Origin of the sequence: Pseudidiomarina indica, assembly GCF_900104245.1 — a bacterium.
GTDB lineage: Bacteria > Pseudomonadota > Gammaproteobacteria > Enterobacterales > Alteromonadaceae > Pseudidiomarina > Pseudidiomarina indica.
Window position 1 is genome coordinate 67223 of the sequence record NZ_FMXN01000005.1, and the last position, 14192, is coordinate 81414.

Consider the following 14192-nt stretch of genomic DNA (forward strand, 5'->3'; position numbering starts at 1 on the left):
AGAGGTTGTTATGTTTAAAGGTGGTTTAGGTAACATGATGAAGCAGGCACAGCAAATGCAAGAGCGGATGCAAAAAGTGCAGGCGGAAATCGCGAACCTCGAGGTGGTTGGTGAAGCCGGAGCCGGATTAGTCAAAGTCACCATGATGGGCAATCATAATGTGCGTCGTGTGGCGATTGACCCAAGCTTATTCGGTGATGATGATGCTGAAATGATTGAAGACTTGGTGGCTGCTGCTATCAACGATGCGGTTCGCCGTGTTGAGCAAACCTCCCGTGAGAAAATGGCGGAAGTGACCGGCGGCATGAATTTACCACCGGGCTTCAAGATGCCATTCTAAGGCACACATGTCGATGCAACTTAGTCCTGCAATTCAAGAGCTGATTCATGCCCTGCGGTTATTGCCGGGGGTTGGCGCTAAAACTGCTCAGCGCATGACGTTCCAACTCTTGGAACGTCAGCGTGAAGGGGCCATGCGGCTTGCTCATGCGTTAACAACAGCCGTGGAGCGGGTGGGGCACTGTGAACAATGTCGAACTCTGACGGAGAGCTCGATTTGTACGATTTGTGCCAATCCGAAGCGCCGTGATAGCGGCTTACTCTGTGTGGTGGAGACGCCAGCCGACGTGATGGCGATTGAGCAAACTGGGCAATATCAAGGGTGCTACTTTGTCCTGATGGGGCATTTGTCTCCGTTGGATGGCATCGGCCCTGAAGATATTGGCTTAGATGTGCTGGCACAGCGGCTTCATCAAGATGGACTGCATGAAATTATCCTGGCCACGAACCCCACGGTCGAGGGCGAAGCAACGGCACATTATATTGCTGATTTAGCTCGTTCCCGTGGCATTAAAACATCACGAATTGCCCATGGTGTTCCTGTTGGAGGAGAGCTTGAATTTGTGGATCAAGCCACCTTGGGGCACGCATTCAGTGGCCGTAAGCTGATCGATTAACTTACGGCTGCTAATTTCTTTTTTTTACGCTTGAAATTACTCGTCTCGCCCCCATCTTTCTTCTATCGAAAATTCAATAATAAAATCATTTAGCTATCGTGTAGGAGAATACATCATGGCGGACGCTCGTCAGACCGAAACTCATGGCTTTCAAACCGAGGTGAAGCAATTACTTCATCTCATGATTCACTCCTTATATTCCAATAAAGAAATCTTTTTACGCGAGCTGGTTTCGAACGCATCGGATGCTGCTGATAAATTACGCTTCAATGCCTTGAGCAATAGCGAGTTATTGAGCAGTGACACAGAGCTTTATGTGCGAGTCAGTGCCAATAAAGAAGCGGGTACTTTAACCATTAGTGATAATGGTATTGGGATGACGCGAGATGAAGCCATCACTCATTTAGGAACCATCGCAAAGTCGGGGACGGCCGATTTCTTTAGTCGTTTGTCGGGCGATCAAGTGAAAGATAGCCACCTTATCGGTCAATTCGGGGTTGGTTTTTACTCCGCATTTATCGTTGCAGAAACGGTGACCGTTCGAAGCCGTGCTGCCGGCAGCGAAGCCCACGAGGCAGTTGAATGGTCCTCTCAAGGGGAAGGTGAATTCACCATTCGCGATATCGAAAAATCCAATCGCGGGACTGATATTATTTTGACGTTGCGTGATGATGCCAAAGAGTTTTTAGATGAATGGCGTTTAAGAAGCATCATTACGAAATACTCCGACCACTTGAGCATTCCAGTACAGATGCCGAAGCGGGGTGACGATGAGCAGCTTGAGGGTTGGGAAGCGGTCAACTCTGGCCAAGCCTTGTGGACGCGCGATAAATCAGAGATTACTGATGACGAATACAAAGAATTCTATAAGACCATCGCGCACGATTTTGAAGACCCCTTGCTATGGAGCCATAACAAGGTAGAAGGCACGTCGGAGTACACCAGTTTACTTTATATTCCGAAGCGAGCGCCGTGGGATTTATGGAATCGTGATCAACAAAACGGCATCAAACTGTATGTGAAGCGGGTTTTCATTATGGATGACGCGAAACAGCTTATGCCGAGTTATCTTCGCTTTGTTCGTGGCTTAATGGACTCCGCAGATTTGCCGTTAAACGTATCGCGGGAGATTTTACAGGATAATAAAATTACGCGCTCCATGCGCACTGGCAGCACCAAACGTGTGTTGTCGATGCTGAAAAAGCTCGCGAAAGATGATCCTGAAACCTATCAAACATTTTGGGATACCTTTGGCACTGTGCTGAAAGAAGGTCCGGCGGAAGATCACGCGAACCAAGAGACGATTTTGAGTTTACTCCGTTTTGCGTCAACCCACGAAGATACCCCTGTAGCGAAAGTTAGCTTGGACGATTACGTGGCGAGAATGCCGGAGAAGCAAGAGAAAATCTATTATATTGTGGCCGATTCTTATGAAGCGGCACGCGATAACCCAGCGCTTGAAATCCTGCGTAAAAAGGGCATCGAAGTCTTACTCCTGTCTGAGCGCATCGATGAATGGTTAATGAGCCATGTGATCGACTACAAAGATAAAGCGTTCCAGTCAGTAACACGCGGCGATTTGGATCTTGGCGAATTAGCAGATGCCGAAGATAAAGAGCAGCAAGAGAAAGTGGAAGAAGCATTTAAAGACCACTTGAAACGCTTTGAAAGTGCACTTGGAGAGCAAGTGAAGTTGGTTCGAGTGACCCATCGCTTAACCGATTCACCTGCGTGCATCGTGACGGATGAGAATGATATGAGCACGCAAATGGCGAAACTGATGGAAGCGGCAGGTCAAAAAGTTCCGGAAACCAAATACATCTTTGAAATTAATCCAGGACATACGCTAGTGCAGCGAGTGGTTGCAGTGAACGATGAACAACGTTTTGCGGAATGGGCTCAAATTTTGTTGGATCAAGCCACCTTGGCTGAGCGAGGCAGTTTGAAGGACCCTGCAAAATTTGTGGCGCGGGTGAATAAACTGATGTTGGAACTGACTGCAGACGCAACCGCATAAGTTTGACGGGTGGTATAAAAAAACAGCCGTTGGCATCAAGGAGAGCATTGTTCGACGCATGTCGGCAATGCTCGGACTTGTCAATGCACGCTGCGCAAGGTAAAGTTCGACTTTATCTCATCCGTATCCAAACAAATTCAGTAAAAGAGGTTGTTCATGCGCATAATCCTGTTGGGCGCGCCTGGCGCAGGGAAAGGTACACAAGCGCAGTTCTTGATGAAAACTTTTGGGATTCCACAAATCTCAACCGGAGACATGTTACGAGCTGCAATCAAGGAAGGCACCGAGTTAGGTAAACAAGCCAAGGCGGTGATGGATGCAGGCAGGTTAGTGTCTGATGACATCATGATTGGCTTGGTCAAAGAACGGATTGCACAACCGGATTGTCAGAATGGCTTCTTACTGGATGGGTTTCCTCGAACGATTCCGCAGGCTGATGGCATGCATGCAGCAGGCATCATGGTCGATTTCGTGCTGGAATTTGATGTGCCTGATGAAGTCATCGTTGAACGGATGGCAGGGCGCCGTGTGCATCCGGGTTCAGGGCGTGTTTACCATGTGACCTACAACCCACCACGGGTTGCCGATGTCGATGATGTCACGGGTGAAGCGCTGGTGGTTCGTGATGACGACAAAGAAGCGACGGTTCGTAAACGGCTGGCAATTTATCATGAACAAACCGAGCCATTAGTCACTTATTATCGTAAACTAGCAGAGCAAGGTCAGGTGCAGTTTCACAACATTGATGGAACGAGAGAAGTTGAAGTGATCAGTAGTGAGCTTCAACAGTTATTACAATAACTCGTTGCGGTACATCAATGCAGGACAAAACCCACCTTGAGTGGGTTTTTTGCTTCCATTGTTCAGTCACTATCATTAAGGATAACCATCATGGCTGCGTCATTAAACATTACGTTGTTATACGCTGGGTTGTTGGCCGTATTACTGATTGTTTGGTCATTAAACGTGGTACGCCTTCGCTTGCAAGAGCAAGTCGGTTTAGGGAGCGGCCAGTCCATACGGCTGGCGGCAGCAATTCGCATTCAGGGAAACTTCGTCGAGTATGTTCCCATGGCATTAGTGTTACTGGCGCTAATGGAGTGGCACGGAGCGGCAGCCCCCTTGTTACACACGTTAGGACTGGTGTTACTCATTGGTCGCCTGATTCATGGTATTGGTTTAACGCAATCAGCGGGTAAATCAGCCGGACGAATGTTGGGAACTCTTGCAACCATGGCGGTTCTGTTAGTGCAAGCAGGGTACGCCATTGGTGCTTATTTTGGTGCTATTTTATGATGAATTTAGCTGGAGTGTATCGTTTTGGCACCCCCGAACAACCACCCTTACTCCTGCTGCATAGCTCACAAAGTACGAGCAGTCAGTGGCGTGGTCTGGTGCAACAAATTCAAGATGATTTTGATATTTTAGCCATCGATTTGCTGGGGTATGGTAAAGCCCCTGATGCCAATCATATTGAACCAGAAGGGTTTCGTTTTGCCGATGAAATGCCACGTATTCTTGAGGCAGTAGAGGCGGTTGGTTGGCAGCAAGAGGTGACGCTGGTGGGGCACTCCTATGGGGGCGCTCTGGCACTAAAAATTGCTTTGGAACAACCGTTTGCCGTGAAAGCTTTGGTGGCCTTTGAACCTGTAGCATTTCATGTGCTGGAAGCCAATGAGGCAGCGCGGCTAGAAATTGAGAACATTGCGACACAAATGGAGCAGTTTGAGCAGCGGACGGCAACGGCGGCTTTTGTTGACTATTGGAATCACCCCGGCTTTTTCGAGTCGTTGCCTGAGGGCATGCAAGCTGTGATGTTGCAGCAGGCAAGTAAAGTCACGCGTGATTTCGCTGCCCTCATGGGGGAGCCTCATAAGCTCACTGACTATCGTTTGGTGAATGTTCCTGTCTTGTTGCTGCAAGGTAAAGAGACCCAAGCGAGTGCTCGTCAAGTCGCGCAGTATTTACTTGGTGTCTTGCCACATGCTCAAGCAAAAGAATTGGCATGCGGACATATGGGGCCAGTGACTCACCCGCATTTGGTGAACCCTGAAATTGTGCAATTCTTAATGCATCAAGTCATTGAGGTGGCATGAGTCAGTTTGCTATTTTTCGTCACTATCCCGACTTAATCTACTTAGATAGCGCCGCCACCTGTCACGTGCCGGATGTGGTTCTGGAGGCGGTGCAGCATTATTACCAACAGTTGCATGGGAATGTTCATCGCGGTAGCCATCGACTGGGGCGATTAGCAACGCAAGCACTCGAACAAGCACGGGAGCAACTAGCGATATTCATGGGCGCTCCAGCAGCGCAAGTGACGTTGCAAGCATCGACCACAGCGGCACTTAATCAGTTGGCAGATCATCTGCCTGTCACTTGGCAAGCTGGTGATGAAATCGTGCTAAGTTGGGCCGAGCATCATGCCAATATTCTCCCTTGGCAGCGACTCGCACAACGCTATCAGTTGCAGTTAAAATATATCGAGATCGACCCGGTAACGGGGGCACTGGGGGCTTGGGAGCACCTGCTGAGCGAGCGTACGAAAGTCGTTTCGGTGAGCTTGGCAAGCAATGTGACGGGTGCTGTCTTTGCAGTACAGCCATTATTACAACGGGCACAGCAGTTAGGAGCCTGGACGATTGTCGACGCAGCTCAAGCAGCTGCGCATGTGCCGCTGCGAGTTACTGAGTTAGGTTGTGATGCACTGGTCTTGAGTGCTCACAAAGCCTATGGGATGACCGGTTGTGCGCCTTTGTATCTGAGTGAGCGGTTGTTGGCGCAGCTTCCACCGATGGTCGTGGGAGGCGGCATTGTTGAACAGGTAAGTCCGTTGTCGGCAAGTTTCATCGATGGCGTCCAGCGATTTGAAGCGGGCAGCCCCAATACCGTTGCAATCGTTGCCGCGGCAACCGCGGTGCAATGGTTAACGACTCAAGATTTTACGCAGCTACAACAGTTACGGTCGCTGTTAGTGCATGAATTACAACAACGCCCTTGGCTAACTGTGTTGCCCAGTGGTGAGAACGCCACCCCAACGGTGGCATTTTACAGTACCGAGTTTCATGCGCAGGATATCGCTATCTGGTTAGATCAGCACGATATTGCGGTGCGAGCAGGGCACCACTGTGCGCAACTTTTTCTACAACATTGGCAATTACCGGCAGTCGTCAGAGTTTCTCTTGGTATTTATAATACTGAGGCACACATTCAACGATTACTACAAACCTTGGACGCTGGCTGGGCGTTATTTAGCTCAGATTAGGAGTACAGACGTGCAACAACCCAATCATTGGTGGGGTGAGTCGAAAAAACTGGCTCGGCTCACTGGCCCTATTTTGATCGCGCAATTAACCCAAGTATTAATGAGCGTGGTAGACACTTTAATGGCAGGACGTGTGAGTTCGACCGACCTTGCAGCGGTATCGGTGGGGGGCAGTATCTGGGTGCCCTCCACATTATTGATTTTAGGGCTCGCCTTGGCGCTGGCACCGATTATTTCTCATTTTGATGGTGGCAACCAACGTCATAAGGTTGCCAACATGGTTCAGCAAGGGCTCTATGCAGCAGTGATTGGTGGCGTGTTGTGCTTTGTCATCATTCAATGCGCACCGTTGATATTAAATGCAATGGCGGTGGAACCTGAATTTCGTACGATTACTCTCGATTATTTGTTTTACGTGAGTTTTGGTATTCCAGCACTGGTCGTTTACATGGTGTTACGGAACTACTGCGAAGGGTTATCCTTTACTGTGCCATCGCTAGTGATTGGGGTGATCGGTTTGTTGGTCAATATCCCAGTTAACTACATCTTTATCAATGGCTTGTACGGCATGCCAAAACTAGGTGGAGCAGGCTGTGGGTTAGCTACAGCCATTGTGTTTTGGGTGATGGCAATTGCGATGGTAACTTATGTTACTTGTACCAAACGTTTTGAACAGGTGCGCGTGTTTAAACAATTCCATTCCCCCAATTGGGACGATATTTTTTATGTGATTCGCCTTGGTGCCCCCATTGCAACAGCGATGTTCTTTGAAGTGAGTTTATTTGCTGCCGCAGCACTGGTGATTGCACCGTTGGGAGCAGTGGTGGTAGCAAGTCATCAAATTGCTCTGAATATATCGTCATTGGTGTATATGGTGCCCTTGAGCTTATCCATGGCTGTGACCTTGCGGGTGGGCTTTGCGCTTGGGGCAGGGAACCCGGCCAATGCCATGCTTAGCTATAAAATTGCGACTATTTTTGGCATGACTTTTGCGGCCATTAACGGATTAATCATGTACCTTGCTGGCGCATGGCTGGCTGGTCTGTATACAGATGATCAGACGGTGATTCAACTGGCCGCAGCATTAATGGGCTTGGCAGCAATTTTTACGTTATCAGATACCTTCCAAGCGGTTGCGATGGGAACGTTGCGTGGATACAAGGACACCAAAGCAGTGATGTTTATTACCTTCTTGTCCTATTGGCCGTTTGGTTTAACGCTCGGGGTTATCTTGTCACGGACCGATTGGTTAGTGGCAGGGTTGGGCGCACGCGGCATGTGGATCGGTTTTATTGCTGGGTTGTCGGTGGCAGCCGTTCTATTGGCATGGCGACTCCGTATTGTGAGTCGCCGCTACCGTCTTGCTCATGAACGTCAATTTGCTGAAACCGCGGCCGGGTCAAGCAGCTGATTGCCGCTTGGCTAAGGTGAGCAATACCTCATTCAGGTGCACATCGCGAGCGGCCAGCAGGACCAAAAGATGATAAAGCAGGTCAGCGCTTTCATTGAGAAGTTGGCTGTTGTCACCACTGACGGCGGCAAGAGCCACTTCCACGCCTTCTTCCCCCACCTTTTGCGCCACCCGCGCAACGCCTTGTTGCAACAACTGCACGGTGTAGCTATTGGGGTTGGCCTCTTGCTGTCGTGCATGAATGGTATCCATCAATTGCACCAGTAAGGGGCTTGCGCGTTGACTCGCAAAGCAGCTTCGCCGATCTAAGTGGCAGGTGGGGCCCGCTGGTAGCGCCATCACCAGCAGACTGTCTTGGTCACAATCGGTATGGATACTTTGAACGTGCAGCACGTGGTTGGATGTTTCCCCTTTGCGCCATAATCGTTGTTTACTGCGGCTATAGAAATAGGCCTGGGCCTGCGTCAAGGTGGCGAGTAACGCTTCTTGATTCATGTAACCTTGCATCAGCACTTCACCATTGTATGCGTGTTGTACGATGGCAGGAACAAGCCCATCCCCTTTATCAAAGTTAATTTGTAAATAATTCTCTAATGAAACTTGCATAGTTTGACCTTGCTGCGATGCCTTAAAACCGTACCGGAATTTGCGCTTGTTGCAGCGCCTGTTTGATGGCGGGGACGGTCACAATTTCTTTGTGAAACACTGAGGCAGCGAGGGCCCCGTCAACATTTGTCTGCTGGAATACCTCAACAAAGTGGTCAATACAGCCAGCGCCCCCCGAAGCGATGAGAGGCACTGAGCAGAGCTGACGAATTTGGTGCAACTGCTCAATGTCATAGCCGCGTCGAACACCATCTTGATTCATACAATTCAGGACAATTTCTCCGGCCCCTCGGGCAATCACCTCTGCGACCCACTCCGGAGTGGTCCAGTTGGTTTTCCGAGTACGCTGTTCATCGCCAGTATATTGATAAACTTCGTATTGATGGGTCTCGGGATTGTAGAAACTGTCAATGCCAACCACCACGCGTTGGGAACCAAACTCATCAACCAACTGATTGATCAGCTCAGGGTTGGCTAGTGCCGGGGAATTGATCGATACTTTATCAGCGCCCATGGCTAAGATGGATTGGGCTTGCTCGCGCGAACTAATCCCACCCGCCACGGTGAAAGGGATCGTTAACATTTGCGCAATCCGTTTCACCCATTGGCGGTCGACCAATTGGCCATTGGCTGCGGCGGTAATATCGTATAGGACTAATTCATCTGCTCCAGCTTGGGCGTAGCGTTCAGCGAGGGGCTCAATGGCCCCAATAATTTCGTGGTTACGAAATTGAACGCCTTTGACCACCTGTCCGTCACGCACATCTAAACAAGGGATGATTCGTTTTGCCAGCATGCCAATGCCTCCTTCAAGGTGAATTTACCGTTCAGTAATGCTTTTCCTAAGATAACAGAATCACACGCGATTGCTCGTAAAGCAGTGAAGTCAGCTAAACTCGCAATCCCACCAGACCCTTGTAGCTTCAGTGTGGGATAGCGTTGTTTCAATTGTTGGTAAAGCGTCAGATTCGGGCCCGTCAACATGCCATCACGCTCAATATCGGTGCATAACAGATGGCGTAATCCAGCCGGGAGTAATTCGTCGAGCACCTCATTGAGGGTCAGCGAGGAAGTTTGGTGCCAGCCGTGCGTTGCGGCCCTGAACGTACCATCGGCTGCTAATTTTCCATCAATGGCAACCACAATGGCATTCGGGCCATAGGTACGGAGCCATTGCTGAACGTGCTGAGGCTGAGTGACGGCCACGGAACCAATCACCACCCTTTGGACACCGAGTTCAAGTAATTGCTCAATATCCTCGGCAGTTCGAATGCCACCTCCCACCTGGATCGGTAGGGATGTGGCTTGTACGATTTGTCGAATCACCGTTAACTGCCGCTGGTTGGGACCTCGAGCGCCATCCAGATCGACGAGGTGGAGATATTGCGCCCCCTCATCTTCGTAGGCTAATGCGCACTCGTGCGGCGTTGCCGAGTAGGTTGTTTGGCGGTTGAAGTCGCCTTGCTGCAGGCGAACCACTTGGCCGTTGATGAGATCAAGAGCGGGAATTAACATGTTTTTGCCCCCTGAATCATGATGATCATGCGAGTACTCCTTTCGTGGATGGCAGGACCATCTCAGAATCGCGGGTTAAAGCCGGGCGTAAGGCGCGGCCAAAGACTTTAAAGAGGCTTTCCACCTGATGGTGAGCGTTCCCTTCGCTGGTGCTCAGGTGCAAGGTGATAGCCATGGCATCGGTCAGCGAGCGGAAAAAATGGGAAACCATTTCGGTGGGTAAATCACCGACTTGCTCGCGACTGAAATGGGCCTGCCATTGCAGGAAAGGGCGACCTGATAAATCAATGAGGCATTCTGCGCGGCATTCATCCATGGGGAGCGCAAAGCCGAAGCGGCCAATGCCCCGTTTATTCCCTAAGGCTTGGCGTAATGCTTGACCGAGGGCCAGCGCGGTATCTTCAATGGTGTGATGCTCGTCCACTGCTAAATCCCCTTGGACTTTTAGCTGTAAAGAAAATCCAGCGTGGGTTGCGATTTGAGACAGCATATGGTCAAAGAATCCCAATCCAGTTTGGATGGCTACTGGCTGCGATTGATCTAAATTGACCGTGATTTCAATTTGCGTCTCGCTGGTTTCGCGCACGACAGTGGCTGTCCGAGGGCGTTTGGTTAATAGGTCACTAATCCACTGCCAGTGACACTGTTGGCGTTCATACAGAATCCCTGGAAGCCCCATATTTTCCGCAAGCTCAATATCCGTTGGACGATCTCCAATCACATAGGAGTTGGTGAAATCAATACGGCCTTGTCGCAGGTAGTCTTTTACCAGTCCGAGTCTTGGTTTACGGCAGGCGCATTGCTCATGCTCGAAATGAGGGCAAATCAACACCTCATCAAAGACAATTCCCTGGGAGGAAAGGATTTCCATGAGCAATTGGTGGGGGGCGTCAAAATCTTCCTGGGGGAAACTAGCAGTACCTAACCCATCTTGATTGCTGACCATGACCAAACGATAGCCGTGCTGTTGCAATGCTAATAAGGCGGGAATTACTCCCGGCTCCAGTTCAAACTTGCTGAGGCAATCGAGCTGTTTATCTACTGGGGGTTCAGCCACCAAGGTGCCATCTCGGTCGATAAATAAAATGGGCTGTGCGGGTGTGACTCTCATGATAAAACCTCCAGTAAACGTTGCATTTCTGAGGGGCTCCCGATGCTAATCCGCACCGCTTGAATCCCCTTAAATTGTTGTGATTGATTACGGATCAGGACACCTTGTTGTGCGCACTGAGCGACTATTTGTTCAGCGTTTTCGACCTGCAATAAAATAAAATTGGTGACCGATGGCCAACTGCGGAGGACCCATGGCTTTGTGGCAAGCGCGGTGCTCACGCTCTGACGTAATTGCACCGTTGTTGCAACGGCGAGTTGCATGGCCGCCACTCCAGTTGCAGAGAGCGCAGTGCACGCCCGATCAATGGTTGGTTGTGGTAACGGATAGGGCGCCATCACTTTGCTAAGCACCTCGAGGATGCTCGGGTCGGCTAGCGCAAAGCCACAGCGAATCGCTGCCAGCCCGAAGGCTTTGGACAGGGTTCTTAAAATAACAAGTTGGGGGTAATCCGCTAACCACTGGGTGGTGGCATTGAGTGGTTGTGCCGTACTGGCCGCAGCATATTCGATATAGGCCTCATCGATAATGACGATTGCTTCCTCGCCCACCGTTTTCAAGAGTGCTCGGATTGCCGTAAGGGATACACAGCTACCGAGCGGATTCGATGGATTACAAACAAAAATAAGTTTGACGGAATGCTGTTTCAGCGCTGTTTCCATTGCCGCAATATCTAATTCCATGCGGCCCTCTTGAGCCGGTTGTAACGGCACATCGATCACTTGGGCACCGTGTGTTTGGGCGCTAATGGCATACATGCCATAGGTCGGTGAGGTGATCATAATGGCGTCCTGACCAGGCTCACAGAAACTCCGAATCAACAAATCAATGGCTTCATCGCTGCCTCGGCAACTAAGCACTTGCTCAGGTTGCACTTCGGCATAGCCCGCGTACGCACTATTGAGTGCGTTACTTTGAAAGGAGGGGTAGCGGTTTAAGGTCTCGTCTGCAGCCATCGAGCTGGGAGTGTTTGGCGCCTCATTTGCATTCAGCCATAGTCCATTTTGCGTCATGCTGCGGCGCGCAGATGCATAGGGCGTCACTTGAGCCAGATGACGTCGTTGCAAGGTTTGAGCTAGGGTCATAAGGTGTCCTCCAAACGAATCGCGACGGCACGGGCATGCGCATCGAGCCCTTCCGTTTGCGCTAAGGTGATTAACGTGGGAGCGAGGGACTGTAAGCCCGCCAGGGTTACTTCTTGGGTTGTGTAACGGCGGTAAAAGTCCAACAAGCCTAAGCTGCTGTACCGATTTGCCGAGCCATAGGTGGGCAACACGTGATTGGTTCCCGTGGCGTAATCCCCCCCAGCTTCTGGGGTGGTGTGCCCAATAAATATTGAACCTGCCACCGTGAGCATGGGCAGTAACGCCTGAGGATCCTCAACTTGGAGCGATAAATGTTCCGGCGCATAGCGTTGGCTAATTGAGCACGCTTGCTGGAGAGAGTCAGTGCAAATCATCCGACTATATTGCAACGCCTGACGGGCCAGTGCTGCACGCGGTAAGGAGCGCACTTGTTGTGCTAGCTGTTCGCCTACTTTTGCTAACAATTCGGCGCTTGGGCTGATCACGATCACTTGCGAATCGGCTCCGTGTTCCGCTTGCGATAACAAATCAGCGGCAATGTATGCGGGCTGTGCAGATTCATCCGCAATAATTAACAATTCCGATGGACCCGCAGGCATATCAATGACCGGGCCATCGGGACGCTGGGAAACTTGCTGTTTTGCGGCAGTGACGTAGCGGTTGCCCGGGCCGAAGATTTTTTGCACCGGTGCGATGCTTGCCGTTCCTAAGGCGAGTGCTGCAATCGCTTGCGCGCCCCCACAACGGTACACTTCGGTAATGCCACAGCGTTGGGCAGCATACATTAAGGCAGGCTCAAGCTCTCCCGTTGGATTGGGGGGACTGACTAACACACGGCGAGGGTTTAGCGCTATTTGCGCGGGTACGCCAAGCATGAGAGCTGTGGAGGGGAGCACGGCAGAACCTCCAGGAACATATAAGCCAACCGCCTGTAATGGCGCATAATGTTGTTCGCAGAATACGCCGGGGGTGGTTTCGACCCGAATGGATTGAGGTGTTTGTGCTTGATGGAACCGTTGAATGTTTTGGTAGGCTCTATCAATGGCTTGTTGCACGGCAACTGGGGTTTTCGCGGCTTGTGCAGCAACTTGTTCAGGCGAATAGCGGAGGCTGTCTAAGCGCACGCCATCAAAGCGTTGGGTGAACTCCAACACGGCTGCATCGCCTTGCTTGTCAACAGCCGCAATGATAGCTGCAACGTCCTGTTCAACTGTTGGTGAATCTTGTCGTAGCGGGCGTTGTAATAATTCGTGCTGGGCAGCAGCAGATAATTGGGACCAATCATTGATTATCATGTCAGTTACCCCATCATCTTTTCAATGGGCATTACCAGAATGGAACTGCAGCCAAGGTTTTTGAGCTGTTCCATGGTTTCCCAAAATAAGTTTTCGGTGCTGACCACATGAATCGCTGCAATATCTTGCCGTTGATTGAGGGGTAACACGGTGGGTTGCTCAGCACCGGGCAGTAGGGCAATCACTTGCTCTAACGCAGCGATCGGCGCGTGCAACATAATGTATTTGCTTTCACGTGCCTGTTGCACACCATCAATGCGCGGTAACAGTTGATCAATAATGGATTGTTTAGCGCTGGATAAAGGGGTTGTTCGCTGAATCAGTTGTGCTTGCGAGCGGAAAATGACTTCGCGTTCCACTAAACCATTGGCTTCCAAGGTGGCCCCGGTCGACACCAGATCGCAAATAGCATCCGCCAGGCCTGCGCGTGGAGCGACTTCTACACTACCGGTTAACACCGCGGTGTTGGCTGCGACGCCTACCCGTTGCAGGTAATTCTGCAGCAAATAAGGATAAGTGGTTGCAATGCGTTTGCCGACTAAGTCTTGAATCCCTTGATATGGCACTTCTTTCGGCAAGGCAATGGCTAGGCGACATTGCCCATAATCAAGAGAACGCAAGAGCTTAAATTTAGCCTCGAGTTGCGTTGCAAGGCGTTTGAGTCGAACCTCTTCCAAAACATTTTCGCCGACCAGCCCGAGGTCAACGACCCCATCCATGACGAGTCCAGGAATATCGTCATCGCGGACTCGTAGCAAATCCACCGGTTGATTTTGACAATGCGCCAGTAACTTCGCTTCATGCAGACTAAAACGGAATCCGCAAGCTTCTAATAGGGCCAAGGATGCTTGGCTTAAGCGTCCGGATTTTTGAATCGCGATGGTTAAGCGCGATGAATTTTGTTGAACAACCATGAATAACTCCAAAATAA

Annotated in this window: 15 protein-coding genes; 8 read left to right on the plus strand and 7 right to left on the minus strand. The window is 50.5% G+C overall.

The features are described from left to right. Positions 1-10: 10 nt before the first annotated feature. The 8 genes from BLP64_RS05545 (at position 11) to BLP64_RS05580 (ending at position 7649) form a co-directional block, all read left to right on the plus strand. Entirely contained in the window at positions 11-340 is a 330-nt protein-coding gene (locus BLP64_RS05545; RefSeq protein WP_092592591.1) for a YbaB/EbfC family nucleoid-associated protein, read from the plus strand. 13 nt (positions 341-353) lie between these two features. Then, entirely contained in the window at positions 354-956 is a 603-nt protein-coding gene (recR, locus tag BLP64_RS05550; protein ID WP_092592593.1) for a recombination mediator RecR, read from the plus strand. Positions 957-1071: 115 nt separating this feature from the next. Then, complete coding sequence (gene htpG / locus BLP64_RS05555; RefSeq protein ID WP_092592595.1) at positions 1072-2973, plus strand: molecular chaperone HtpG; 1902 nt, start codon at positions 1072-1074, stop codon at positions 2971-2973. A 156-nt stretch (positions 2974-3129) separates the two neighbouring features. Beyond that, entirely contained in the window at positions 3130-3774 is a 645-nt protein-coding gene (gene adk / locus BLP64_RS05560) for an adenylate kinase (RefSeq protein ID WP_092592597.1), read from the plus strand. A 90-nt stretch (positions 3775-3864) separates the two neighbouring features. Continuing rightward, entirely contained in the window at positions 3865-4269 is a 405-nt protein-coding gene (locus BLP64_RS05565; protein ID WP_092592599.1) for an MAPEG family protein, read from the plus strand. Next, the gene (locus BLP64_RS05570) at positions 4266-5069 is read left to right on the plus strand and encodes an alpha/beta fold hydrolase (protein WP_233340113.1); all 804 of its coding nucleotides are present in this window, start codon (positions 4266-4268) and stop codon (positions 5067-5069) included. Before BLP64_RS05565 ends, BLP64_RS05570 begins: the two co-directional genes overlap by 4 nt. After that, positions 5066-6238 (plus strand): aminotransferase class V-fold PLP-dependent enzyme, encoded by a 1173-nt coding sequence (locus BLP64_RS05575; protein WP_092592601.1) that lies wholly within the window; start codon positions 5066-5068, stop codon positions 6236-6238. Before BLP64_RS05570 ends, BLP64_RS05575 begins: the two co-directional genes overlap by 4 nt. A 10-nt stretch (positions 6239-6248) precedes the next feature. Beyond that, complete coding sequence (locus tag BLP64_RS05580) at positions 6249-7649, plus strand: MATE family efflux transporter (RefSeq protein ID WP_233340114.1); 1401 nt, start codon at positions 6249-6251, stop codon at positions 7647-7649. Here BLP64_RS05580 and hisIE read toward each other — a convergent pair. Genes hisIE through hisG form a run of 7 tightly spaced genes read right to left on the minus strand, consistent with a single transcriptional unit; the run spans position 7638 to position 14175 of the window. Beyond that, a complete protein-coding gene (hisIE, locus tag BLP64_RS05585) occupies positions 7638-8255 on the minus strand; it encodes a bifunctional phosphoribosyl-AMP cyclohydrolase/phosphoribosyl-ATP diphosphatase HisIE (RefSeq protein ID WP_092592603.1) in 618 nt (205 codons plus the stop codon). The two genes, BLP64_RS05580 and hisIE, sit on opposite strands and share 12 nt — an antisense overlap. Positions 8256-8277: 22 nt before the next feature. Continuing rightward, positions 8278-9051, minus strand: coding sequence for an imidazole glycerol phosphate synthase subunit HisF (gene hisF / locus BLP64_RS05590; RefSeq protein WP_092592605.1), 774 nt, complete (start codon positions 9049-9051; stop codon positions 8278-8280). Continuing rightward, positions 9021-9770 (minus strand): 1-(5-phosphoribosyl)-5-[(5-phosphoribosylamino)methylideneamino]imidazole-4-carboxamide isomerase, encoded by a 750-nt coding sequence (gene hisA, locus BLP64_RS05595; protein ID WP_092592607.1) that lies wholly within the window; start codon positions 9768-9770, stop codon positions 9021-9023. The genes hisF and hisA overlap by 31 nt, the downstream gene beginning before the upstream one ends. Before the next feature lie 25 nt (positions 9771-9795). Continuing rightward, positions 9796-10881, minus strand: coding sequence for a bifunctional histidinol-phosphatase/imidazoleglycerol-phosphate dehydratase HisB (hisB, locus tag BLP64_RS05600; protein WP_092592609.1), 1086 nt, complete (start codon positions 10879-10881; stop codon positions 9796-9798). Further along, positions 10878-11966: a histidinol-phosphate transaminase gene (gene hisC / locus BLP64_RS05605; RefSeq protein WP_092592611.1), complete on the minus strand. Its 1089-nt coding sequence runs from the start codon at positions 11964-11966 to the stop codon at positions 10878-10880. Before hisC ends, hisB begins: the two co-directional genes overlap by 4 nt. Beyond that, positions 11963-13261 carry a histidinol dehydrogenase gene (hisD, locus tag BLP64_RS05610; protein WP_092592613.1) on the minus strand — a complete coding sequence of 433 codons (1299 nt, stop codon included), beginning with the start codon at positions 13259-13261 and terminating at the stop codon, positions 11963-11965. The genes hisC and hisD overlap by 4 nt, the downstream gene beginning before the upstream one ends. A gap of 5 nt (positions 13262-13266) precedes the next feature. Then, positions 13267-14175 (minus strand): ATP phosphoribosyltransferase, encoded by a 909-nt coding sequence (hisG, locus tag BLP64_RS05615; RefSeq protein WP_092592615.1) that lies wholly within the window; start codon positions 14173-14175, stop codon positions 13267-13269. Positions 14176-14192: the final 17 nt, after the last annotated feature.

Coding starts and splice junctions, on each gene's coding strand:
- hisG (WP_092592615.1), bottom strand. CDS start 14,175: ATGGTTGTTCAACAAAATTCATCGCGCTTAACCATCGCGATTCAAAAA.
- hisC (WP_092592611.1), bottom strand. CDS start 11,966: ATGACCCTAGCTCAAACCTTGCAACGACGTCATCTGGCTCAAGTGACG.
- BLP64_RS05545 (WP_092592591.1), top strand. CDS start 11: ATGTTTAAAGGTGGTTTAGGTAACATGATGAAGCAGGCACAGCAAATG.
- hisB (WP_092592609.1), bottom strand. CDS start 10,881: ATGAGAGTCACACCCGCACAGCCCATTTTATTTATCGACCGAGATGGC.
- hisD (WP_092592613.1), bottom strand. CDS start 13,261: ATGATAATCAATGATTGGTCCCAATTATCTGCTGCTGCCCAGCACGAA.
- BLP64_RS05565 (WP_092592599.1), top strand. CDS start 3,865: ATGGCTGCGTCATTAAACATTACGTTGTTATACGCTGGGTTGTTGGCC.
- hisF (WP_092592605.1), bottom strand. CDS start 9,051: ATGCTGGCAAAACGAATCATCCCTTGTTTAGATGTGCGTGACGGACAG.
- BLP64_RS05575 (WP_092592601.1), top strand. CDS start 5,066: ATGAGTCAGTTTGCTATTTTTCGTCACTATCCCGACTTAATCTACTTA.
- recR (WP_092592593.1), top strand. CDS start 354: ATGCAACTTAGTCCTGCAATTCAAGAGCTGATTCATGCCCTGCGGTTA.
- htpG (WP_092592595.1), top strand. CDS start 1,072: ATGGCGGACGCTCGTCAGACCGAAACTCATGGCTTTCAAACCGAGGTG.
- BLP64_RS05570 (WP_233340113.1), top strand. CDS start 4,266: ATGATGAATTTAGCTGGAGTGTATCGTTTTGGCACCCCCGAACAACCA.
- hisIE (WP_092592603.1), bottom strand. CDS start 8,255: ATGCAAGTTTCATTAGAGAATTATTTACAAATTAACTTTGATAAAGGG.
- adk (WP_092592597.1), top strand. CDS start 3,130: ATGCGCATAATCCTGTTGGGCGCGCCTGGCGCAGGGAAAGGTACACAA.
- hisA (WP_092592607.1), bottom strand. CDS start 9,770: ATGTTAATTCCCGCTCTTGATCTCATCAACGGCCAAGTGGTTCGCCTG.